Annotated in this window: 13 protein-coding genes; 10 read left to right on the top strand and 3 right to left on the bottom strand. The window is 35.5% G+C overall.

Going from position 1 to position 18113, the window contains the following annotated elements; translation table 11 throughout:
* Window positions 1–16 precede the first annotated feature (16 nt).
* Both P164_RS05505 and P164_RS05510 read right to left on the bottom strand, forming a co-directional pair.
* On the bottom strand, window positions 17–2557 hold the full coding sequence (locus P164_RS05505) for an ABC transporter permease (RefSeq protein ID WP_028375448.1): 2541 nt from the start codon (window positions 2555–2557) through the stop codon (window positions 17–19).
* Window positions 2550–3239, bottom strand: coding sequence for an ABC transporter ATP-binding protein (locus P164_RS05510; RefSeq protein WP_028375449.1), 690 nt, complete (start codon window positions 3237–3239; stop codon window positions 2550–2552). The genes P164_RS05505 and P164_RS05510 overlap by 8 nt, the downstream gene beginning before the upstream one ends.
* 184 nt (window positions 3240–3423) lie before the next feature.
* On the opposite strand from P164_RS05510, the gene P164_RS05515 reads away from it, so the two are divergent.
* From P164_RS05515 to P164_RS05530, 4 genes are all read left to right on the top strand, one after another.
* Window positions 3424–4095 carry an arylesterase gene (locus tag P164_RS05515; protein WP_234405820.1) on the top strand — a complete coding sequence of 224 codons (672 nt, stop codon included), beginning with the start codon at window positions 3424–3426 and terminating at the stop codon, window positions 4093–4095.
* Between the two features lie 86 nt (window positions 4096–4181).
* Window positions 4182–5495, top strand: a complete 1314-nt coding sequence (locus tag P164_RS05520; RefSeq protein WP_028375450.1) for an MFS transporter — start codon at window positions 4182–4184, stop codon at window positions 5493–5495.
* Window positions 5496–5550: 55 nt separating this feature from the next.
* A complete protein-coding gene (locus P164_RS18650; RefSeq protein WP_159106005.1) occupies window positions 5551–5700 on the top strand; it encodes a hypothetical protein in 150 nt (49 codons plus the stop codon).
* Between the two features lie 316 nt (window positions 5701–6016).
* Window positions 6017–6850, top strand: coding sequence for an alpha/beta hydrolase (locus P164_RS05530; RefSeq protein ID WP_028375451.1), 834 nt, complete (start codon window positions 6017–6019; stop codon window positions 6848–6850).
* 33 nt (window positions 6851–6883) lie between these two features.
* Here P164_RS05530 and P164_RS05535 read toward each other — a convergent pair whose 3' ends face one another.
* Window positions 6884–8179: an NAD(P)/FAD-dependent oxidoreductase gene (locus P164_RS05535; protein ID WP_028375452.1), complete on the bottom strand. Its 1296-nt coding sequence runs from the start codon at window positions 8177–8179 to the stop codon at window positions 6884–6886.
* A 122-nt stretch (window positions 8180–8301) separates the two neighbouring features.
* On the opposite strand from P164_RS05535, the gene P164_RS05540 reads away from it, so the two are divergent.
* From P164_RS05540 to P164_RS05565, 6 genes are all read left to right on the top strand, one after another.
* Complete coding sequence (locus P164_RS05540) at window positions 8302–8796, top strand: RNA polymerase sigma factor (RefSeq protein ID WP_028375453.1); 495 nt, start codon at window positions 8302–8304, stop codon at window positions 8794–8796.
* A 6-nt stretch (window positions 8797–8802) separates the two neighbouring features.
* Window positions 8803–9444, top strand: coding sequence for a hypothetical protein (locus P164_RS05545; RefSeq protein ID WP_028375454.1), 642 nt, complete (start codon window positions 8803–8805; stop codon window positions 9442–9444).
* Window positions 9445–9623: 179 nt separating this feature from the next.
* A complete protein-coding gene (locus P164_RS05550) occupies window positions 9624–12530 on the top strand; it encodes a PEP/pyruvate-binding domain-containing protein (RefSeq protein ID WP_028375455.1) in 2907 nt (968 codons plus the stop codon).
* Window positions 12531–12607: 77 nt separating this feature from the next.
* Window positions 12608–13882, top strand: a complete 1275-nt coding sequence (locus P164_RS05555) for a serine hydrolase (protein ID WP_028375456.1) — start codon at window positions 12608–12610, stop codon at window positions 13880–13882.
* Window positions 13883–14249: 367 nt separating this feature from the next.
* Window positions 14250–17660, top strand: a complete 3411-nt coding sequence (locus tag P164_RS05560; protein ID WP_028375457.1) for a PAS domain S-box protein — start codon at window positions 14250–14252, stop codon at window positions 17658–17660.
* A gap of 2 nt (window positions 17661–17662) precedes the next feature.
* Entirely contained in the window at window positions 17663–18079 is a 417-nt protein-coding gene (locus P164_RS05565; RefSeq protein WP_028375458.1) for a response regulator, read from the top strand.
* Window positions 18080–18113: the final 34 nt, after the last annotated feature.

Consider the following 18113-nt stretch of genomic DNA (forward strand, 5'->3'; position numbering starts at 1 on the left):
TTGATTTAGATTATCCTTAAGCTTTCCGCAGTACTTCGAGTGGCGAACTTTTAATAACACTTCTACTGTTACTGAGGCCTATCGCTAAAACTAAAAGTGTGATTCCCGGTAGTAAAACAAAAAATGGAATCCACGAGGGAACAAAGCTGGTATCAAAAACAAAATATGCCAGTAACAAACTGCCTATTAAGGATAAAAGTATACCCGACAAAGAACCTATAATACCTAAATATAAATATTCTAAGCCCTGTATTTTTAATATTTGACGACCCTTTGCTCCCATCGTACGTAAAAGAACACTTTCTCGTATACGCTGAAATTTACTGGTACGTACCGCTCCTAAAAGGACAATGATACCTATTAGAATACTAAAAAATGCCATAAAATTAATAATGTAGCTAATTTTAGTAAGCAATTCTTCAATAACATTAAGTACCTGTCGTAAATCTAAAATTGATAACGTAGGATATTTTGTCACTAACACACGCTGTATAGCTGCGGAAGCTTTATCATTAGCCACATTTGTAGTAATTACACCAAATTGTGGCGCATTTTCTAAAACTCCTGCCGGGAATACTATTGAAAAATTTAATTGCATTCTACTCCAGTCGACGGTACGTATACTGCCTATTGTTGTAGTTATTAATTTGCCCTGCACATTAAAAACAACTTCATCTCCAAGTGCTACCTGAGCATCTTGTGCAAAATTATCACTCACCGAAATAGGAGTTTTTTTAAGTTGAGGAGTCATTCGCGCTGTAAATGTTCCTTCTTGCAAAACCTCTGAAGAGATTAGCGAATCCCTATATGTGGTTCTAAATTCGTGATTAAGAATCCATCTGTTTATTTGGCTTGTACTATCTAGTTTAAGATCTGTATTGGTTCTACCATTAATACTTTGAACCCGCATTGTTACGATGGGTATTTGATCTAAAGCATCTAAACCGTTGTTTTCTAAAGTAGTTACCAACTGTGCCATTTGGTCTTTTTGCACATCGAGCAAAATCATATTAGCACTTTCGGTATTACCATCTAAAGCGGCCTGAGCTAATAAAATGTCTTTTGTAAAATAGAGCGTACTTATTAAAAAAGAACCCACGCCAATAGCTAGAATAAGAATAACTGTTTGATTTTTTGGCCTGAATAAATTACGTAAACTTTGTCTCGAGGTAAAGCTCCACGAAGTGGGAAAATAACGACGAAGTGCACGCATAAATACACGTGCTATTCCTGCCAGAATACTAAAGGTGACTAAAATACCTGCCAAAAATCCTAAGGCATACCTCCAGTCTTGCAATAGCCAAAGTGCAAATAAGAATACAAATACAAGGATTGCAAGGGTTACGCCCAGTGCTGTTTTACGCGATAGTGTACCCGTTTCTGTTACTCGTAATGCCTGAAGCGGAGAAACCTGTAAGGTGTTTAGCAATGGGTATAACGCAAAAAGTACAGACATAAAAACACCGGTTACGATTCCCATTACAATAACCAGCCACGAGAACGTTAATGTTACATCTACAGGGAGTAAATCTTTTAATAGTAGCGGAAATAGCTGCTGTAAAAACAAACCGGCAAGTGTTCCTAAAATACCACCCACAAGACCTAAAACGGCTATTTGTATTAGATAGATAAGAAAAGCCTGTTTATTTGAAGCGCCCAGACATTTAAGAACGGCTACAGATTTTAATTTCTCACGTATATAGATCGTAGTGGCGCTGGCAATCCCTACACAGCCTAAGAGCAAAGCAATAAAACCTACCAGATTTAAAAACTTACCAAAATTAGCATAGCGATTTCCCAATCGTTCACTTGTTGCTAAATGGGTGTCGAGATCTGCCTCTACTGCGTCTAAACGATCTGATACAGCTAATTCTAATTTAGTCAAATCAGTTTGAGGTGATTTAAAATAATATTCATAATCAATACGACTTCCCACCTGCACAAGTCCGGTTTCTGCAATTACCTCATAAGGAATCACGACCGGTGGTGCTATTGCACTGAATACTGCATTACTTCCAGGAATGGCTTTTAATGCTCCTAATACCGGCAAGGTTACAGCCCCTAGTTTTATACTATCGCCGGTTTTAATATTTAATTGTAACATCACGGTAGCATCAATTAATGCTCCTCGTTGCTCCTCATAATTTATAGCAGCTGATTCCGGTGTGGTTTCTAATTTTCCGTAGAAAGGAAACCCTTTAGAAATACCACGTACCTGAACGAGTTTTGTAGCTTCATTGGCAGGAAACAATGCCATAGAAGCAAACGTAATTTCTTTTGCGTCTGCACCTCCCAGAGAATCTACGATAAATAAAGCTTCATCTGTAAGTTCGCTGTCGCTATCTATTTTAAAATCTGCACCCATTAAACCTTTAGACTGCAGCGCAATATTTGTTTTTAACGTTTCTCCAAAAGACTGAATAGAAACGATAGCGGCGATACCCAGAACAATTGAAAGCATAAACAGACTTAACTTTCCTGCACTTGCCCTAAAATCTCTCCAGGCCATTTTAAATAACCAGTAGGTTCCTGCCTGATTCTTAATAGATTTAGACATGGACTGTATTTGTTAAGCTTGCTATTTTACCCCCTTTTATAGTAAGAATGTTCTGTGTTTTTTTTGCCAAATCCATATCGTGAGTAACCAACACAAGGGTGGTACCTAATTCTTTATTGAGTTCAAAAAGTAATTCTACTACCTTTTCACCGGTTTCTGCATCGAGATTTCCGGTAGGCTCATCTGCAAATAATATTTTAGGATCGTTTGCAAATGCTCGAGCCAGTGCAACACGTTGCTGCTCACCTCCAGATAATTGAGAGGGATAATGGTTTCCCCGATCTCCTAAACCTACTTTCTCTAAAAGCGTTTTTGCTTTAGATAATGCATTTTTAGAACCTTGTAATTCTAACGGAATTGCAATATTTTCTAATGCTGTTAGCGTTGCCAAAAGCTGAAAATCCTGAAAAACAAAACCTACGTATTTGTTACGCAGCGCTGCTCGTTCATCTTCAGAAAGACTACTAAGTACAGTACCATTTAACGTTACCGTGCCCGAATCTGGCTTATCGAGGCCTGCACAAATACCTAAAAGCGTTGTTTTACCACTTCCTGATGGGCCAACGATAGAAAAAGTCTCTTTTTCTGTTATACTAAAGTTAATATCTTCAAGTACAGTGAGCTTTTTAGAGCCACTAGTATAGCTTTTTTCTAAATTTGAAATCTTTAATATGGAAGTCATTGCGTGATTGTTTGTAACAAAGAATTATTTTGACCAACTATTAGTCTGAAACCTTACAGAAACTAACAAAATACGTTGATTTCTGTTTCTTAAATTCCGCTTTGCGGAAAATAACCAATTGCAATTAATTAAAAATTAGATCACTTTGAAAACCTTGTTAATGTTTTGTTGTTTTTTGCTATTTATGGCATCAACATCTTGTAAAAATACAAATGAATCCCAGCCTGAAACACAATCAGATAGTATTAGCACTACTGAATCTAATGGTGTAGAAAAAGATACGACACTCAAAACAATTTTATTTTTTGGAGACAGTCTTACCGCAGGTTATGGGCTTGACGACCCTGACGATGCCTTCCCGGGATTAATACAAGACAAAATAGATAGTCTGGGTATTTCATATCAAGTAGTAAATGCGGGTATTAGTGGGGAAACCACCTCTGGGGGTAAAAACAGATTAGACTGGATTTTAGAAACAAACATTGATATTTTTGTCTTAGAATTAGGCGCTAATGATGGTTTGCGTGGTATTCCTGTTGCTGAAACTAAAGCAAATCTACAATACATTATAGATGAGGTGAAAGCTCAAAAACCTACTGCAAAAATTGTACTTACCGGTATGCAACTACCTCCTAATTTAGGTACAGAATACACTGCAGATTTTAAAGCTCTTTTTTATGACTTAGCAGAACAAAACAATATAGCGCTAGTGCCATTTTTACTAGAAAATGTAGGCGGTATAGCACGTTTAAATCAGGCTGACGGAATACACCCTACCGCAGAAGGACATAAAATACTTGCAGCTAATGTTTTTCCGGTTTTAAGACCGCTATTAAAATCAAATTCAACTGATTAAATTCACCAGATCTTTAATTTTTTTGCGAATACTAGTTCTAGCTTTAAGCTGTTATAAATCCCTTATAGACTTATTTTAAAACCTCAATGAATTCTAAAGAATCTAATCTTGAGCAGCTCTACGATTATCTAAACGACGAAGAAGATGCAAGAACGTGTAAGGCCATAGACGACAAGGCTTGTAAGGAGACTCCTAAAAATTATTTTTTATTGCTTGTAAGTAATATGCTTACCTCACTTGGCGATACGCTAAGTAACCCTAAAACAGTTCTAACCTGGGTGATGAGTTATGTTAATGCTCCCGTTATGCTTATAAGTTTTATCGTACCCATACGAGAATCAGGCTCTATGCTTCCGCAGTTATTTATAGCGCACTATATTAGACAAAAACCGGTGCGCAAATATGTTTGGGTTTTGGGTTCTGTATTGCAATTTATAGCAATTGCCGGTATAGGCTTTGTCGCTTTATCCTTTGAAGGTAGCGCAGCCGGTTGGCTCATTATAGTTTGTTTAGTAGCCTTTAGTCTGGCACGCGGCCTCTGTTCTATTGCATTTAAAGATGTTTTAGGGAAAACAATCCCCAAGCAAAAGCGTGGAAAATTAAAGGGGTATACTGCGTCAGTAAGTGGAATTTTAGTTCTTGCTGCCGGACTTTTTATTCTTTATAAATCAAAAGAAAATGTGGGCATTGAATTTTACAGTTATCTCATCTTTTTCGCCTCAGCGTTATGGCTAATTGCAGCGCTTATTTATGCAAATATTAAAGAATTTCCCGGTGAGACTGAAGGAGGTAAAAACGGTTTTAAGGAAGCATTAAGCAGATTAAGTCTTTTAAAAGAAGATAAACAATTCCGCAATTTTGTAATTACAAGATCTTTATTGCTGTGCTCTGCTCTCACCGCTCCCTTCTATGTGCTATTAGCGCAACGTTATGTGGGTAAAGAAGCGTATTTACTCGGTTTGTTTATAATTGCTAATGGGGTCGCATCTATCATAAGTGCTCCAGTTTGGGGCAAAATGGCTGATAAATCAAGTAAAAAAGTAATGACCTATTCTGCGATTCTTACCGCAAGTTTAGGCTTACTAATTGTTGGAATTATTCAGTTTATACCTGCCTGGCGTGATGAGGTATGGCTCTACCCCGTAGCCTTTTTTATTTTAGGCATTGCACATCAAGGCGTACGACTGGGTAGAAAAACTTATATCGTAGATATGGCTGAAGGCAATCGCCGTACAGATTACGTTGCAGTAAGCAATACACTTATAGGTTTTATTCTTTTAATAACCGGTGGTATTAGCGCTTTAGCTGCATTGATTTCGGTAGAAGGTATAATCGCAATTCTTTCTGGTTTAGGTATTTTAGGTGCTATAAAAAGTGCCACATTGCCTAACGTAGAATAAAAAAACGCCGGCTTTTAGGCGGCGTTTAATTTTAATTATATCGGCTGCATCCTGGATGCCCTTAGATATTAAAGATTACTTCTTTTTAGAAGCAGTCTTCACCGGCTTTACAGCAGCAGGCTTAGTAGCCTGTTTAGCTGGAGCAGCCTTTTTAGATGACTTATTTGTTGCCATTGTAATCGTATTTAATACCACTAATGTATAACGAATTTCAATCCCTTTTTCATAAAAATTAATGCTTAAGCGTTAAAATTATAGTTAAAAATTAAGCTGAATTTCTAATCCTTATAAATAGTAAAACAGCGATATAATAAATTCAAATTCAGCATGTTAAAATATAGACTTAAAATAGTCTGCAAAGTTGATTTTAAAGACTTTGATAATTATTTTAAAAACCTGAAAGCGCTATATTAATTTATTTTAAACCAATCTAAATTTTGAAAGTTAATAGGCGTTAAAACTGGCTGAATCTATTCGGTTAATTACGTAATTTGAACTTTTAAGAAATTTACCTTCTAGATATGAAATCGATTCGATTAGCCGCATCACTTGTAGTCGCAGTTTTTGTTACCAGTTGTTCTTCAGTAAAACATACTGATATAAATTACTTAAAGTCTAAATATTCAGCTTCAACTGAAGAACCTACCCTTAATATTTTTCAGCCTAAAGATTCAACAAAGCAGCACGACGTACTAATTTTTGTACACGGCGGCAATTGGAATAGCGGTTCAAAAAATACCTACTCTGTATTAGGTCGTAATTTTGCCAAAAACGACTACGTAACCGTAATTCCCGGTTATACCCTGAGTCCTTTTGCTAACTACGACACAATGACCCAACAAATTACCGAAGCTATTTTATGGACGAAAGAAAATATTACTAACTATGGGGGTAATCCAGATCGCATTTTTCTAATGGGACATTCTGCCGGAGGTCATTTAATCGCTTTAGCGACTATGAATCCAAAATATTTAAATGATGATTCACTTGTAAAGGGCCTTATTTTTGACGATGCCGCTGCACTTGATCAGTTTAAATATCTACAGGAAAATCCGCCTACAGGTGAAGATTACTATGACGTGACCTGGACTAAAAATCCTGAAGAATGGCGTAATGCTTCACCCTATTATTTTCTCGATGAGAACACCCCTCCTATTCTAACCTATTTAGGAACTAAGACCATCCCCTCATTATATTATTATAATGATCTTTTTCATCAAAAACTTCTAGAATTTCAGCCGCAGGCTAAACTCATTACGCTAAATAAAAAACACGTACCTATGGTGACTCAGTTTTTCTGGCCTTTAAGTACGCGTTTTAAAGAAATTAAAGAATTTACAGAGGGTATTAAATAAAACATACAATTACTCTGAAATAGATAGGAGTGTCTAATCTTCTTCCGCAATAATTTTATTCTGTTTAAAAGGTCTTATGATTAAACGTGCAGCTTTGTCAAAGTTGATGTAGCTGTACGTCCAGTTAAAAAAGGTCACTACACGGTTTCTAAAACCAACTAAAAACCACAGGTGAATAAACATCCAGATAAACCAGGCGAAGAAGCCTCCAAAATGTATTTTACCTATATCTACAACGGCTTTATTACGACCTATAGTTGCCATAGACCCTTTATCAAAATAACTGAAGGGTTTTAACTCCTTATTCTTCAGCATATTTTTAAAGTTTGTCGCTAAATTTTTTCCTTGCTGAATTGCGGGCTGTGCTACTTGAGGATGCCCTTTAGGGAAAGCTTCAGTTTCCATAAGTGCAATATCTCCTATTGCATAAATATCTTTAAATCCTGCAATTTTGTTATAACGGTCAACTTTATAACGATTAAGTTTAGGCAGTAATGCAGTTTCCTCAAAGCCGGAAATAGAAGCACCTGTAACCCCGGCAGACCAGATAAATGTTGCTGTGTCTAAAATTAAATCACCCTTGGTGGTAACGCGGTTATTTTCATAATTAGCAACAAACGTCTCTAGATGAATAGTTACGCCCATATTCTCAAGAAACTTATGCGCTTTCTTTGATGAGTATTCACTAAACGGTGGTAACACTCGGTTTGCACCTTCAATAAGATGTATTTCAATCTCACTGGTATCCATATCAGGATAATCTGCCTGTAATACATTAGAGCGTAATTCTGCTAAGGCTCCACTCAATTCAACACCGGTGGGTCCTGCTCCTGCAATTACAAAACGTAATAATTCCTTTCGTTTTACGGGATCTTCAGTACGATTTGCACGCTCCAGATTTTCAAACATTAAACTACGTATGTTTAATGCCTGCGGAAGGCTTTTCATCCAGATTGCATTATCCTCGATGGTTTTATTTCCGAAGAAATTTGTACGCGTTCCCGTGGCAATTACGAGATGATCATAACTTAAATCACCTATATCTGTACGTATTTTTTTAAGAGTAGTATCTATATGGTTTACTTCCGCAAGGCGGAAATGCATATTTTTTTGATTGCGTATAAGTTTACGTAAGGGATATGCGATAGATTCGGGCTCCAGACCCGATGTAGAAACCTGATACAAAAGCGGTTGAAAGGTGTGAAAATTTCGCTTGTCAAGTAAAACTACCTGGTATTTTGTTTTCTTGAGTTTTTTTATAAGATTAATCCCTCCAAAACCTCCGCCTATAATTACTATACGTGGTTCCTGAGTTTTAGGAATATTCATAGTTGCTAGTTTTAGTAAAGTTACTTAACAGATGCTAAACCGTTTAATCTTTATTATTTATTTAGCTTTAGTTGTAACATATTACCCGCTATCAATACAAATAGGCAACTAACAATTAGCTTTTGGATCCAAAACTTGAAAAAGAATTTGTAACCCAGCTTGAAGCAAACCAAAATATCGTACATAAAATCTGTAGATTATATACGCACGATCAGGAGTCACATAACGATTTGTTTCAGGAGATTACAATACAATTATTTAAGGCGTACCCTAAATTTAGAGGAGACTCAAAATTTAGTACCTGGATGTACCGGGTGGGACTCAATACCTCAATAACTCTTTATCGTAAATCAAAACGTAGTGTACGTACACAGGATTATGACAGTGTTATGTTTAAGATTGCGAGTACAGAATATGATAATACCGTAGAAGAACAATTAAAACTTATGTATTCAGCAATACGCCAGCTTAGCGATATAGACAAAGCGCTGGTTTTTTTATATCTCGAAGATAAACCCTACAGCGAGATTTCAGAAACTTTAGGTATAACCGAAGTAAATGCAAGGGTTAAAATGAATCGTGTAAAAGGCAAGTTGAAAGACTTATTAAATGTGTAGCAGCAGATGGACGAACTTGAATTTTTAAAACAAGACTGGAAACGGCAGGAGGCCGACCTTCCTAAAGTGAATATAGAATCTATTTATAAAATGATTCATAAACGGTCTTCTTCTATTATGAAGTGGATTTTATATATCTCAATAATTGAATTCCTATTTTGGACCGTAATTAATGCGTTTACGATTAATACTAAAAGCTTAAACTCACTTAAAGAGTTGCATCTGTATGAATTTGAAATAATAGCAACACTCGTTCATTATTGTATTTTAATATATTTCATCTACATATTTTACAAAAACTATAAAGAAGTACAAACCACCGAGAATACAAGTAAACTTATGAAGCGTATTTTAAAAGTACGCAAAACCGTAAATTACTATGTAATCTATAATCTGGTAATGGCTTTTGTCATAGGGGTAATTGTCTTCGTCGCTTCTGCAATTTATAGCCCAAAAATTCAAGAAATTTATGTACAAGGTGAAGATGGTACTCAGACATTACCATTAAGTTTTATACTTACTTTTATTGGTATGTTTTTACTAATAATAGGTTTATTCTGGTTGTTCTATAAATTGCTTTATGGTATTTTATTACGTAGGTTATACCGTAACTATAAAGAATTGAATAAACTAGAGTTGCGCAATTAAATAGATTTTCTTTTAGAATTACAAATCCTACCAGTTTCTGGTGGGATTTGTTGTTTAAGATTAATACAATCTTAGAACTCTATAATTCTTAAAAAGAATTATAATTTAAGTAAATCATAGTCTTTTTTTAAGGGTTAATTAACACCTATAACCCCTATTTTTGTGTGAAACAACCTTTTATGCAAAAAATCTTACGTTTTGCTCTTGTTTTATCGCTATTAACAGCAATTACAACAAGCGCACAAGAATATTCTACCGCCAGTATAGAAAAGACAATTAGTGAATTTAAAAATGACGCCAGAGGTCCTTATTTGCGTATACGCTGGTTCTGTGAAGATGGCACAATGCGCGAACCTAAAGACCCGTGTCCTGATGGTGTAGATGGGGTGCAGCACGCCAGTTATAAAGAAATCACTAAAAACCTAGCAGAACGCAATCAACTGTATTTTGCTGAAATTCTCGCAGCCGCAGACCCTAAAAAGTTTTGGGATGCTTCAAATAATCACAGTCGTTTAAAACAATATCAACTGGGTAAATATTTACAAAGTGTTGATGATGGGTGGATTTTACAAAGAGCTCAATACTATCGCGGTGCAATACAATCTGAAGATGAAGAAGCCTGGGGAATAGATTTTTATAAAAATTTATTAAAGCAGGATGATGCTGTTGAAGCTAACTATTATCTCATACGCCAATCTTTAAAAGATATACCACACTCAGGTGATGATAATATCGCACAGCGTATGCGTAGTGAATCTAAAGTTATCGCAGAGTTATTTCCCAAGTTTATGGATGCCCGCGTAAAAATACACGGCCAGCCAGATGTAAGTGATATTGCATTAGTACAACAATTTCAGCAAAAATATCAAGATCAGCTATCACCTAAGATTAACACAGAGTTTGATAATTTGCTTGTTACACTTAATGAGTACTATGCTCCTATCAATTTACAGAGTTTAAAAAATCAAATCTCGAGCTTAAAAAGTGAGCCCGAAGTAAAGAAGCAATTGTTACAATTTACTACAACAATAACAAACGATACTCCTGCAGAAAAAGTAATTCCTGAAATAAGTGATTTATTGTGCAACATACGTACGCAAATTACTCAGATTAAAAGATCAGAAGACCGTCTAACCATTTTAGACATTTCTTTAAAATTAGAAGAAATGCTTCTTAAGAAAGCGCCATCTTGGGAGCCTAAAGATTTACGTGGTCTACTAGACAAAATATATCATTTATCTTATGCAACTGCGGGAACAGGCCTAACTGAAGTATGGGAATGGGAAGAAATTGCCGCAACATTAGCGCCCATAAAATATACAAATGTTTCACTGGCTGAATTGAATACTATGCTTAACACAAGCCGCAATGTCGTACAGTGGAGCGCCGCAATGGTAAAAGCAACCTATGATAGTGATGTAGAAAAATATACCGCATTTGAGCCACTGGCAGCAGGTTTTATAGACGATCGCGTGCGTTCTTCTATTGCGCTACCTTTAGGTAAAGCAGTAAGCGAATTGGGAGATTTAGTCTCTCAAAAATCTAATCTGGAGAACAAAGTAATGCGCATTGAAAACCAAAGCGCTATTCACGGTTTAAATCCCGGTTATGCAATGGGCGAACTTGTCGTTGTACCCGGTAACCCGGATGCTGTAGAAGTTTCTAGTAAAAAAATATACATTTTTAAAAGACCACCATCAGATCTTAAACCGGTTGCAGGTATTGCCACTGTAGATGAAGGAAATCTGGTTTCACACGTACAATTACTTGCACGTAATCTGGGTATTCCTAACGCAGCACTTATAGATTCTAATCTAGAGGCATTGCAAGAATTTAATGGTAAAGAAGTTTTTTATGCCGTTTCTAATAAAGGAACTGTGATTTTAAAACTTGCTGAAGATATGTCTAAGGAAGAAAAGCAACTTTTCTCTCAAGAAGAGCGTAAGCAGACTAAAATTGCCGTGCCTGTTGAAAAAATTAGACTTGATCTCAAGAATATACTCAATATGCGCGACATTGACGCTTCTGCAAGCGGAAAGTTAGCAGGACCAAAAGCAGCAAATTTAGGAGAACTTAAAAAAATGTTTCCCGAGCATGTGGTTGAAGGTCTGGTAATTCCATTTGGGATTTTTAGAGATCATATGGATTTGCCAATGCCGGGTCAAAGTGTAAGCTACTGGGAGTTTCTTACCGATATGTTTGCTTCCGCAGAAAAACAACGAACTGCAGGCACTTCAGAAAGTCAGGTTGAAGCTTTTCAGCTAAAACAATTGGCAACGCTACGCACCGCTATTGCAGAAATGAAATTGAAACCCTCTTTTATCACCGAATTGCGAAACTCATTTGTAACGAACTTTGGTAAACCTATAGGTCAAACTCCGGTGTTTTTGCGTAGCGATACTAATATGGAAGATCTTAAAGAGTTTACAGGAGCGGGCTTAAACCTGACGTTGTTTAATGTGGTTGAAGAACAAAAGATTCTAGACGGAATAAAATCAGTCTGGGCTTCCCCCTATACCGAACGTAGTTTTAAATGGAGACAGGTTTATTTATCTAATCCTGAGAATGTATTTCCTTCTATATTAGTAATACCCAGTGTAGATGTTGATTATTCTGGTGTAATGATCACTAAAGGAATTAATGAAGGTGTTGATGAAGATTTAACGGTGGCGTTTAGTCGTGGTGCTGGTGGTGCAGTAGATGGCCAGGCGGCAGAAACCCGTTTAGTTACTGACAAAGACAATCGCCTTCTAGCTCCTGCGCGTCAACCCGATTATATACGATTACCATCAACCGGAGCTACAAAAAAGTACATGACTACATTTGAAAACCCTATACTCAATTCTCAAAATATTGAAAGTTTGCGTGAAGTTGCTAACGAGATTCGCTCGAAAACTCCGCAGGAGACGGGTTCAGATTATGTAGGGGCTTATGATGTAGAATTAGGATTTCAGGATAATAAATTGTGGCTGTTTCAGATACGTCCTTTTGTAGAAAATAAAAATGCCTTAAGCAACGGGTATCTTGATTCGATATCGCCTAAAACAAATGAAGAAGCCTTTATAGATCTCGACACCCAATTATAAATTTAATGCTTCTCTAATTTGCTAAAAAGCAATTTGAGTTAAGAAATTAATACCCATAACTATTTTAAAAGTTAATTATGAAAAAATTACTCCTTTTAATACCGGTACTCGCTCTGGTACTCGCCTTTACAGTACCTTCCTTCTATCCTATTGACGGGTATGAGCGTACCGGGATAGATCGCCTAGCATATCTACAAAAAATTGTACGTGACAGTGTGAAGTACACTCGTATTCCAGCAGGTGCATATCTAGCTACAGCTGATATAAAATTACGATTAACTTCAAAAAAAGACAGCGCTATCACCTATATGACTGAAGATCCTGCATTGCAGAAAAAAATATCAAGCCTGTTTTATGGTCTTGATGCCAGTTATTCAATTTCGGTATTAGATATGACAGACACAACTAATCTAAAATATGCCGCGCGTAATGAAACACGAGGTTATCAACCGGGAAGTGTAGGAAAACTTGCGATACTGCTAGCGATGTTTGATCAATTAGAAAAACTATGTCCTAACGACTGGGGTGCTCGTGAGAGTCTTTTAAAACATAAGCGTGTTAAAGGCGGTCCATTTGCAGTATACGATCATCATACCATTCCGCTATACGACATTGAGCAAGATAAATTAACGCGCAGAACGGCTCGTGAAGATGATGTTTTTAGTCTGTACGAGTGGATAGATCATATGGTTGCCGTAAGCAATAATGGTGCTGCGAGTGTTGTGTATCGCGAAGCTTTATTACTTAAAGTTTTTGGAGAAAAATATTTTGACCTTACCGATGAAGAAGCGATGCAGTGGTTTAAAGATACGAGTCGTAAGGAGATTTCAGATCTAGCATTTGAAGTTGTGAATCAACCTTTACGTGATTTAGGAATTAGTGAAGATGAGTGGCGTCTGGGAGGTTTCTTTACTAACGGTGCAGAACGTTATGTAAGCAGACAAGGTGGTAGTATAGGCTCTCCTAAAGGGCTGATGAAGTTTCTCGTAAATATTGAACAGGGGAAAGCCGTAGATTCACTTTCTAGCTTAGAAATGAAACGCATTATGTATCAGACAGAACGTCGTATTAGGTATGCCCAATCAAAAACGCTTGACTCTGCTGCGGTATATTTCAAAAGTGGAAGTTTTTATAAATGTGATCGCTCTAAAGGGGCCTGTGGTGACTACGCCGGTAATGTTTTTAACTATATGAATTCAGTAATTATTGTAGAGCATCCTGATAATGGTTCTAAATATATCGTGTGCTTAATGACGAATGTATTACGTAAAAATTCAGCCTCAGATCACATGTACCTCGCCGGAAGAATTGACAAAGCAATAGAAGAAGAGATCGCAGCTGCAGGCCAGTAAGGTGTATCCTATTTTGATATTTAAAAAGTCCCTTCAATTAAATTTGAAGGGACTTTTTTGATTATAAACTTAGACCCAAATAAGAATTAAATCATAAGTACGCCCTATACCTATTTTATAAGTTATATTTTCATACTGTAACGAAATAATAGCACTATTTTAAGCGCTTTATACTTGTAATATTTGATTGTTTATACACCATTATGTAAATATTTACGTAACAGATATACATTATTTTAAAAATTCGTATAAATAACCTTGTTTTAAATTTTAAGTTATTTTTGTGAACATACACAATTGATAATTAGCAGCTAGCAAATAAGTTATTTTAAACAACTTGTAGGTTAAGAAAGTTAGCAAAAACAAAATGTCAGAAAATAGAGAATCCTATAATAAAATCTTTATTGAGCAAGCCCCAATTGCTATTGCAATGCTTGATAAAAATATGTGTTACTTATCTGTCTCTAAAAAATGGGTGGCAGATTATAAAATGGAAGGCAGGCAAATTATAGGCCGTTCTCATTATGACCTTTTTCCTGAAATAGGCGACGACTGGAAAGCCAATCATCAAAAGTGTCTTAATGGTGCTATTGATGTTTGTGATGAAGCTCCTTTTATTCGAGGAGACGGCTCTGTACAGTGGATTTATTGGGATGTGCGCCCCTGGTATATTTCTGAAAATGAGATTGGCGGTTTAATCATGCACACCGGCGATATTACTCATATAAAGAATAATGATGAAGAACGAAAGAAAATTGAAAAAATATTAGAGAATACAAATGAGATTGCTCGTATAGGAATTTGGGAAGTTAATCTCATTACTAATGAAGTTTATTGGAGTAAGGTTGTATATGAAATTCATGAAGTTTCTGATGGCTTCATTCCTCAAGTAGAGACTAATATAAAATTTTATAAAGAAGGAAAAAATAGAGACCTCATTTTAAAAGCCATGAAAGAGGCTGTTGAAGATGGTATTCCCTTTGATTTAGAAGTAGAAATTGAGACAGCAACAGGAAAAACAATATGGGCACGCTCTATAGGTCAGCCCGAAATGGTAGATGGTAAATGCGTACGCCTGGCAGGAATGTTTCAGGATATAAATAAAATGAAAGTATCGCAATTGGCTTTAAATAAAGCTAATGTTGAAATGAATGCAATTTTAAATTCAGGCTCTGTTGCTATTATTTCTACAGACAATAATGGGATAATTAATCACTTTAATAAAGGAGCTGAAGAGTTATTAGGTTATTCGGCATTAGAAGTTATAGGCATTCATTCTCCTGTTATCTTTCACCTCAAAGACGAGATTGATAGCTTTCAAAAGAATTTGAGCAAATTGCCTGATAATTCTATTTATCAACAGGACTCAACTAACCTATTAAATAATTTAGATTTTACAGGTACTCGTGAATGGACTTATCGTAGAAAAAATGACTCAACCTTACCTGTTGAATTGACTGTTACAGCAATTACCAATGATAACGGAGAACGAATAGGTTTTCTTGGAATATCCTCTGATATCACAGAACGAAAAAAAGCTCAAAACGAATTAATAAGAAAAAACCAGTTATTAAACTTTGCAGAAGAAATTACTAAAATAGGACACTGGCAATGGGATATTGTAAATGATAGGATAAAATGGTCTAATAATTTGTTTAATATATTTGAAATAGATAATACCACTTCAAATTTAAAATTTGATACCTATCTTAATTTTGTACATCCTGATGATAAAGTTCTTGTCACCACTAATTTTCAGAACGCAATTAATAATAATGGATTTGAGAATTTTAATCATCGAATTAAAACAAATGGTAAAACAAAAACAATACAACTTATAGGTAAAGTTTTTAAAAATGAAAAAGGAATAGTTACAGAAATGATAGGTACCTGTCAGGATGTAACAGAGCAAAAAATGGCCGAAAATAAATTTAGAGGCCTTTTAGAATCTGCTCCCGATGCGATGGTAATTGTAAATGAAAAAGGTTGCATTCAACTTATAAATAAACAGGCAGAAAAACTTTTTGGCTATACTCTTGATGAAATTTTTGACAAACCTGTAGAAATTTTAATTCCAAAACGTTTTACCGGCAATAATGCACATATAGGATTACGCGATAGTTTTTTTGCTAAGCCAAAAGTAAAAGCTTTTGGTATGGGTAATGATAAAGAATTATTTGGGGTTAATAAGGCGGGTAAAGAAATTCCTATACAGATAAGTTTAGGTCCCCTTGAGACTGAAGAAGGTCTTTTGGTTTCTGCCGCAATACGGGATATTACTGCTCAAAAATTAGCTGAAAATGAATTATTAAGGAACAATCAGCTCTTAAACTTCGCCGAAGAAATTACCTTAATGGGCAACTGGCAATGGGATTTAAAAACCAATAAACTGAAGTGGTCAAAAAATATGTACAAAATCTTTGATGTAGATAGATCTGCAGATTTAGAAATTAAAACATATTTAGATTTTATACACCCCGAAGATCGAGCAAATGTAGATCAAAAGATTTCTGAATCTTTAGGTGGTCTCGCCTTTAATAAGGTGATACATCGCATTATTTTAAACGATGGCACGATAAAAATAATTCAACTTTTAGGAGTAATCGCTGCAAATCATCAAGGTAATGTTACAGAAATGGTAGGGACATGTCAGGATATTACGGCTCCTAAAATGGCAGAGAATAAATTTAGGGGCCTGTTAGAGTCTGCTCCTGATGCAATGGTTATAGTTAATGAAAAGGGACGCATACAACTTATAAATAAACAGGCAGAAAAGCTGTTTAAATATACACAGGAAGAATTATACGATAAACCTGTAGAAATACTTATACCCCAACGCTTTACCGGCAACAATGCCCATATAGGTTTACGGGATGGTTTTTTTGCTAAGCCTAAAGTAAAAGCTTTTGGTGTGGGAAGTGGTAAAGATTTATTTGGAGTAAATAAAGAAGGAAAAGAAATTCCTATTCAAATAAGTTTGAGTCCACTACAAACTGAAGAAGGTCTTCTTGTTTCTGCAGCAATTCGGGATATTACGACTCAAAAATTAGCCTCACGTAAAATTTTAGAGGCTAAAGAAAACCTCGAAGTTTTGGCTAATAAACTTACTGCGCAAAATACTCAGCTCGCAGATTTTGTACATATTACATCTCATAATTTAAGAGCCCCGGTAAGCAATTTAAACTCGCTATTAGAATTTTATAATACATCTGAAAGTGAAGAAGAAAAGGAAATTTTATTTGAGAAGTTTGAAAAGGTTATCAATCATCTTACGTTAACGTTAAACACCCTGATAGAGGCATTAAGAACTAAAAGTGATTCCGCTCAAGATGTAGAACAAGTTTCGTTTTCTGAAGTTATGCATAAAACCCAGGAAATTCTTAGTGGTGAAATCTTAGAATCGGGTATCGTCATCATCACAGATTTCTCACAGGTGGCAACAATTACTTATAATACTGTTTATTTAGAAAGTATTTTCCTTAATTTGGTTAGTAATGCCATTAAGTATAGAGCCAAAGACAAAACACCCGAAATTTTTATCAAGTCAGAAATTATTGATAAAAAGATTATCTTGAGTTTTAAAGACAATGGTTTAGGAATAGATTTGATGCGTAATGGTCATAAATTATTTGGCTTAAATAAAGTATTTCACAGACATCCAGATGCTAAAGGAGTAGGTTTGTTTATGACAAAAATCCAGGTCGAAGCAATGGGCGGTACTATTGCTGCAAAAAGTAAAGTGAATGAAGGTTCTACCTTTACGATCAATTTTAATTAAGTATGAGAGACCCTTTTAATATCTGTATAGTTGATGATGATGACATCTATCAATTCACAATGATAAAAACTCTTGAGTCGTTAAAACTATCTAAGAAAATTATTTCATTTTCAGACGGTGAAGAGGCGCTCGATTTTATGATAAGTAACCTTAATAAGCAAAAGGAGCTTCCAGACGTTATATTTCTAGATGTTAATATGCCTATTATGGATGGCTTTCAGTTTATGGAAGAGTACATAAAAATAAAGCCAGAAGTGAGTAAAAAAATTATCATTTATATGGTTTCTTCTTCAGTAGATCCTGTAGATATAGAGCGCGCTAAAGGTCTTTGTGAAATTTCAGACTACATCATAAAACCTATACGACCCGGTGAACTAACCTGTATTATTAAAGATTTAGAAGAACACGGTAAATTATAATGGGTAAAAAGAATTAAACTCTGTTTCTAATAAT

It is taken from the genome of Leeuwenhoekiella sp. MAR_2009_132, assembly GCF_000687915.1.
Classification (GTDB): domain Bacteria; phylum Bacteroidota; class Bacteroidia; order Flavobacteriales; family Flavobacteriaceae; genus Leeuwenhoekiella.

What these genes read in the sequence shown, in the direction of transcription:
- P164_RS05505 (WP_028375448.1), bottom strand. Translation starts at nt 2,557, where the DNA reads ATGTCTAAATCTATTAAGAATCAGGCAGGAACCTACTGGTTATTTAAA.
- P164_RS05510 (WP_028375449.1), bottom strand. Translation starts at nt 3,239, where the DNA reads ATGACTTCCATATTAAAGATTTCAAATTTAGAAAAAAGCTATACTAGT.
- P164_RS05515 (WP_234405820.1), top strand. Translation starts at nt 3,424, where the DNA reads ATGGCATCAACATCTTGTAAAAATACAAATGAATCCCAGCCTGAAACA.
- P164_RS05520 (WP_028375450.1), top strand. Translation starts at nt 4,182, where the DNA reads ATGAATTCTAAAGAATCTAATCTTGAGCAGCTCTACGATTATCTAAAC.
- P164_RS18650 (WP_159106005.1), top strand. Translation starts at nt 5,551, where the DNA reads ATGCCCTTAGATATTAAAGATTACTTCTTTTTAGAAGCAGTCTTCACC.
- P164_RS05530 (WP_028375451.1), top strand. Translation starts at nt 6,017, where the DNA reads ATGAAATCGATTCGATTAGCCGCATCACTTGTAGTCGCAGTTTTTGTT.
- P164_RS05535 (WP_028375452.1), bottom strand. Translation starts at nt 8,179, where the DNA reads ATGAATATTCCTAAAACTCAGGAACCACGTATAGTAATTATAGGCGGA.
- P164_RS05545 (WP_028375454.1), top strand. Translation starts at nt 8,803, where the DNA reads ATGGACGAACTTGAATTTTTAAAACAAGACTGGAAACGGCAGGAGGCC.
- P164_RS05550 (WP_028375455.1), top strand. Translation starts at nt 9,624, where the DNA reads ATGCAAAAAATCTTACGTTTTGCTCTTGTTTTATCGCTATTAACAGCA.
- P164_RS05555 (WP_028375456.1), top strand. Translation starts at nt 12,608, where the DNA reads ATGAAAAAATTACTCCTTTTAATACCGGTACTCGCTCTGGTACTCGCC.
- P164_RS05560 (WP_028375457.1), top strand. Translation starts at nt 14,250, where the DNA reads ATGTCAGAAAATAGAGAATCCTATAATAAAATCTTTATTGAGCAAGCC.
- P164_RS05565 (WP_028375458.1), top strand. Translation starts at nt 17,663, where the DNA reads ATGAGAGACCCTTTTAATATCTGTATAGTTGATGATGATGACATCTAT.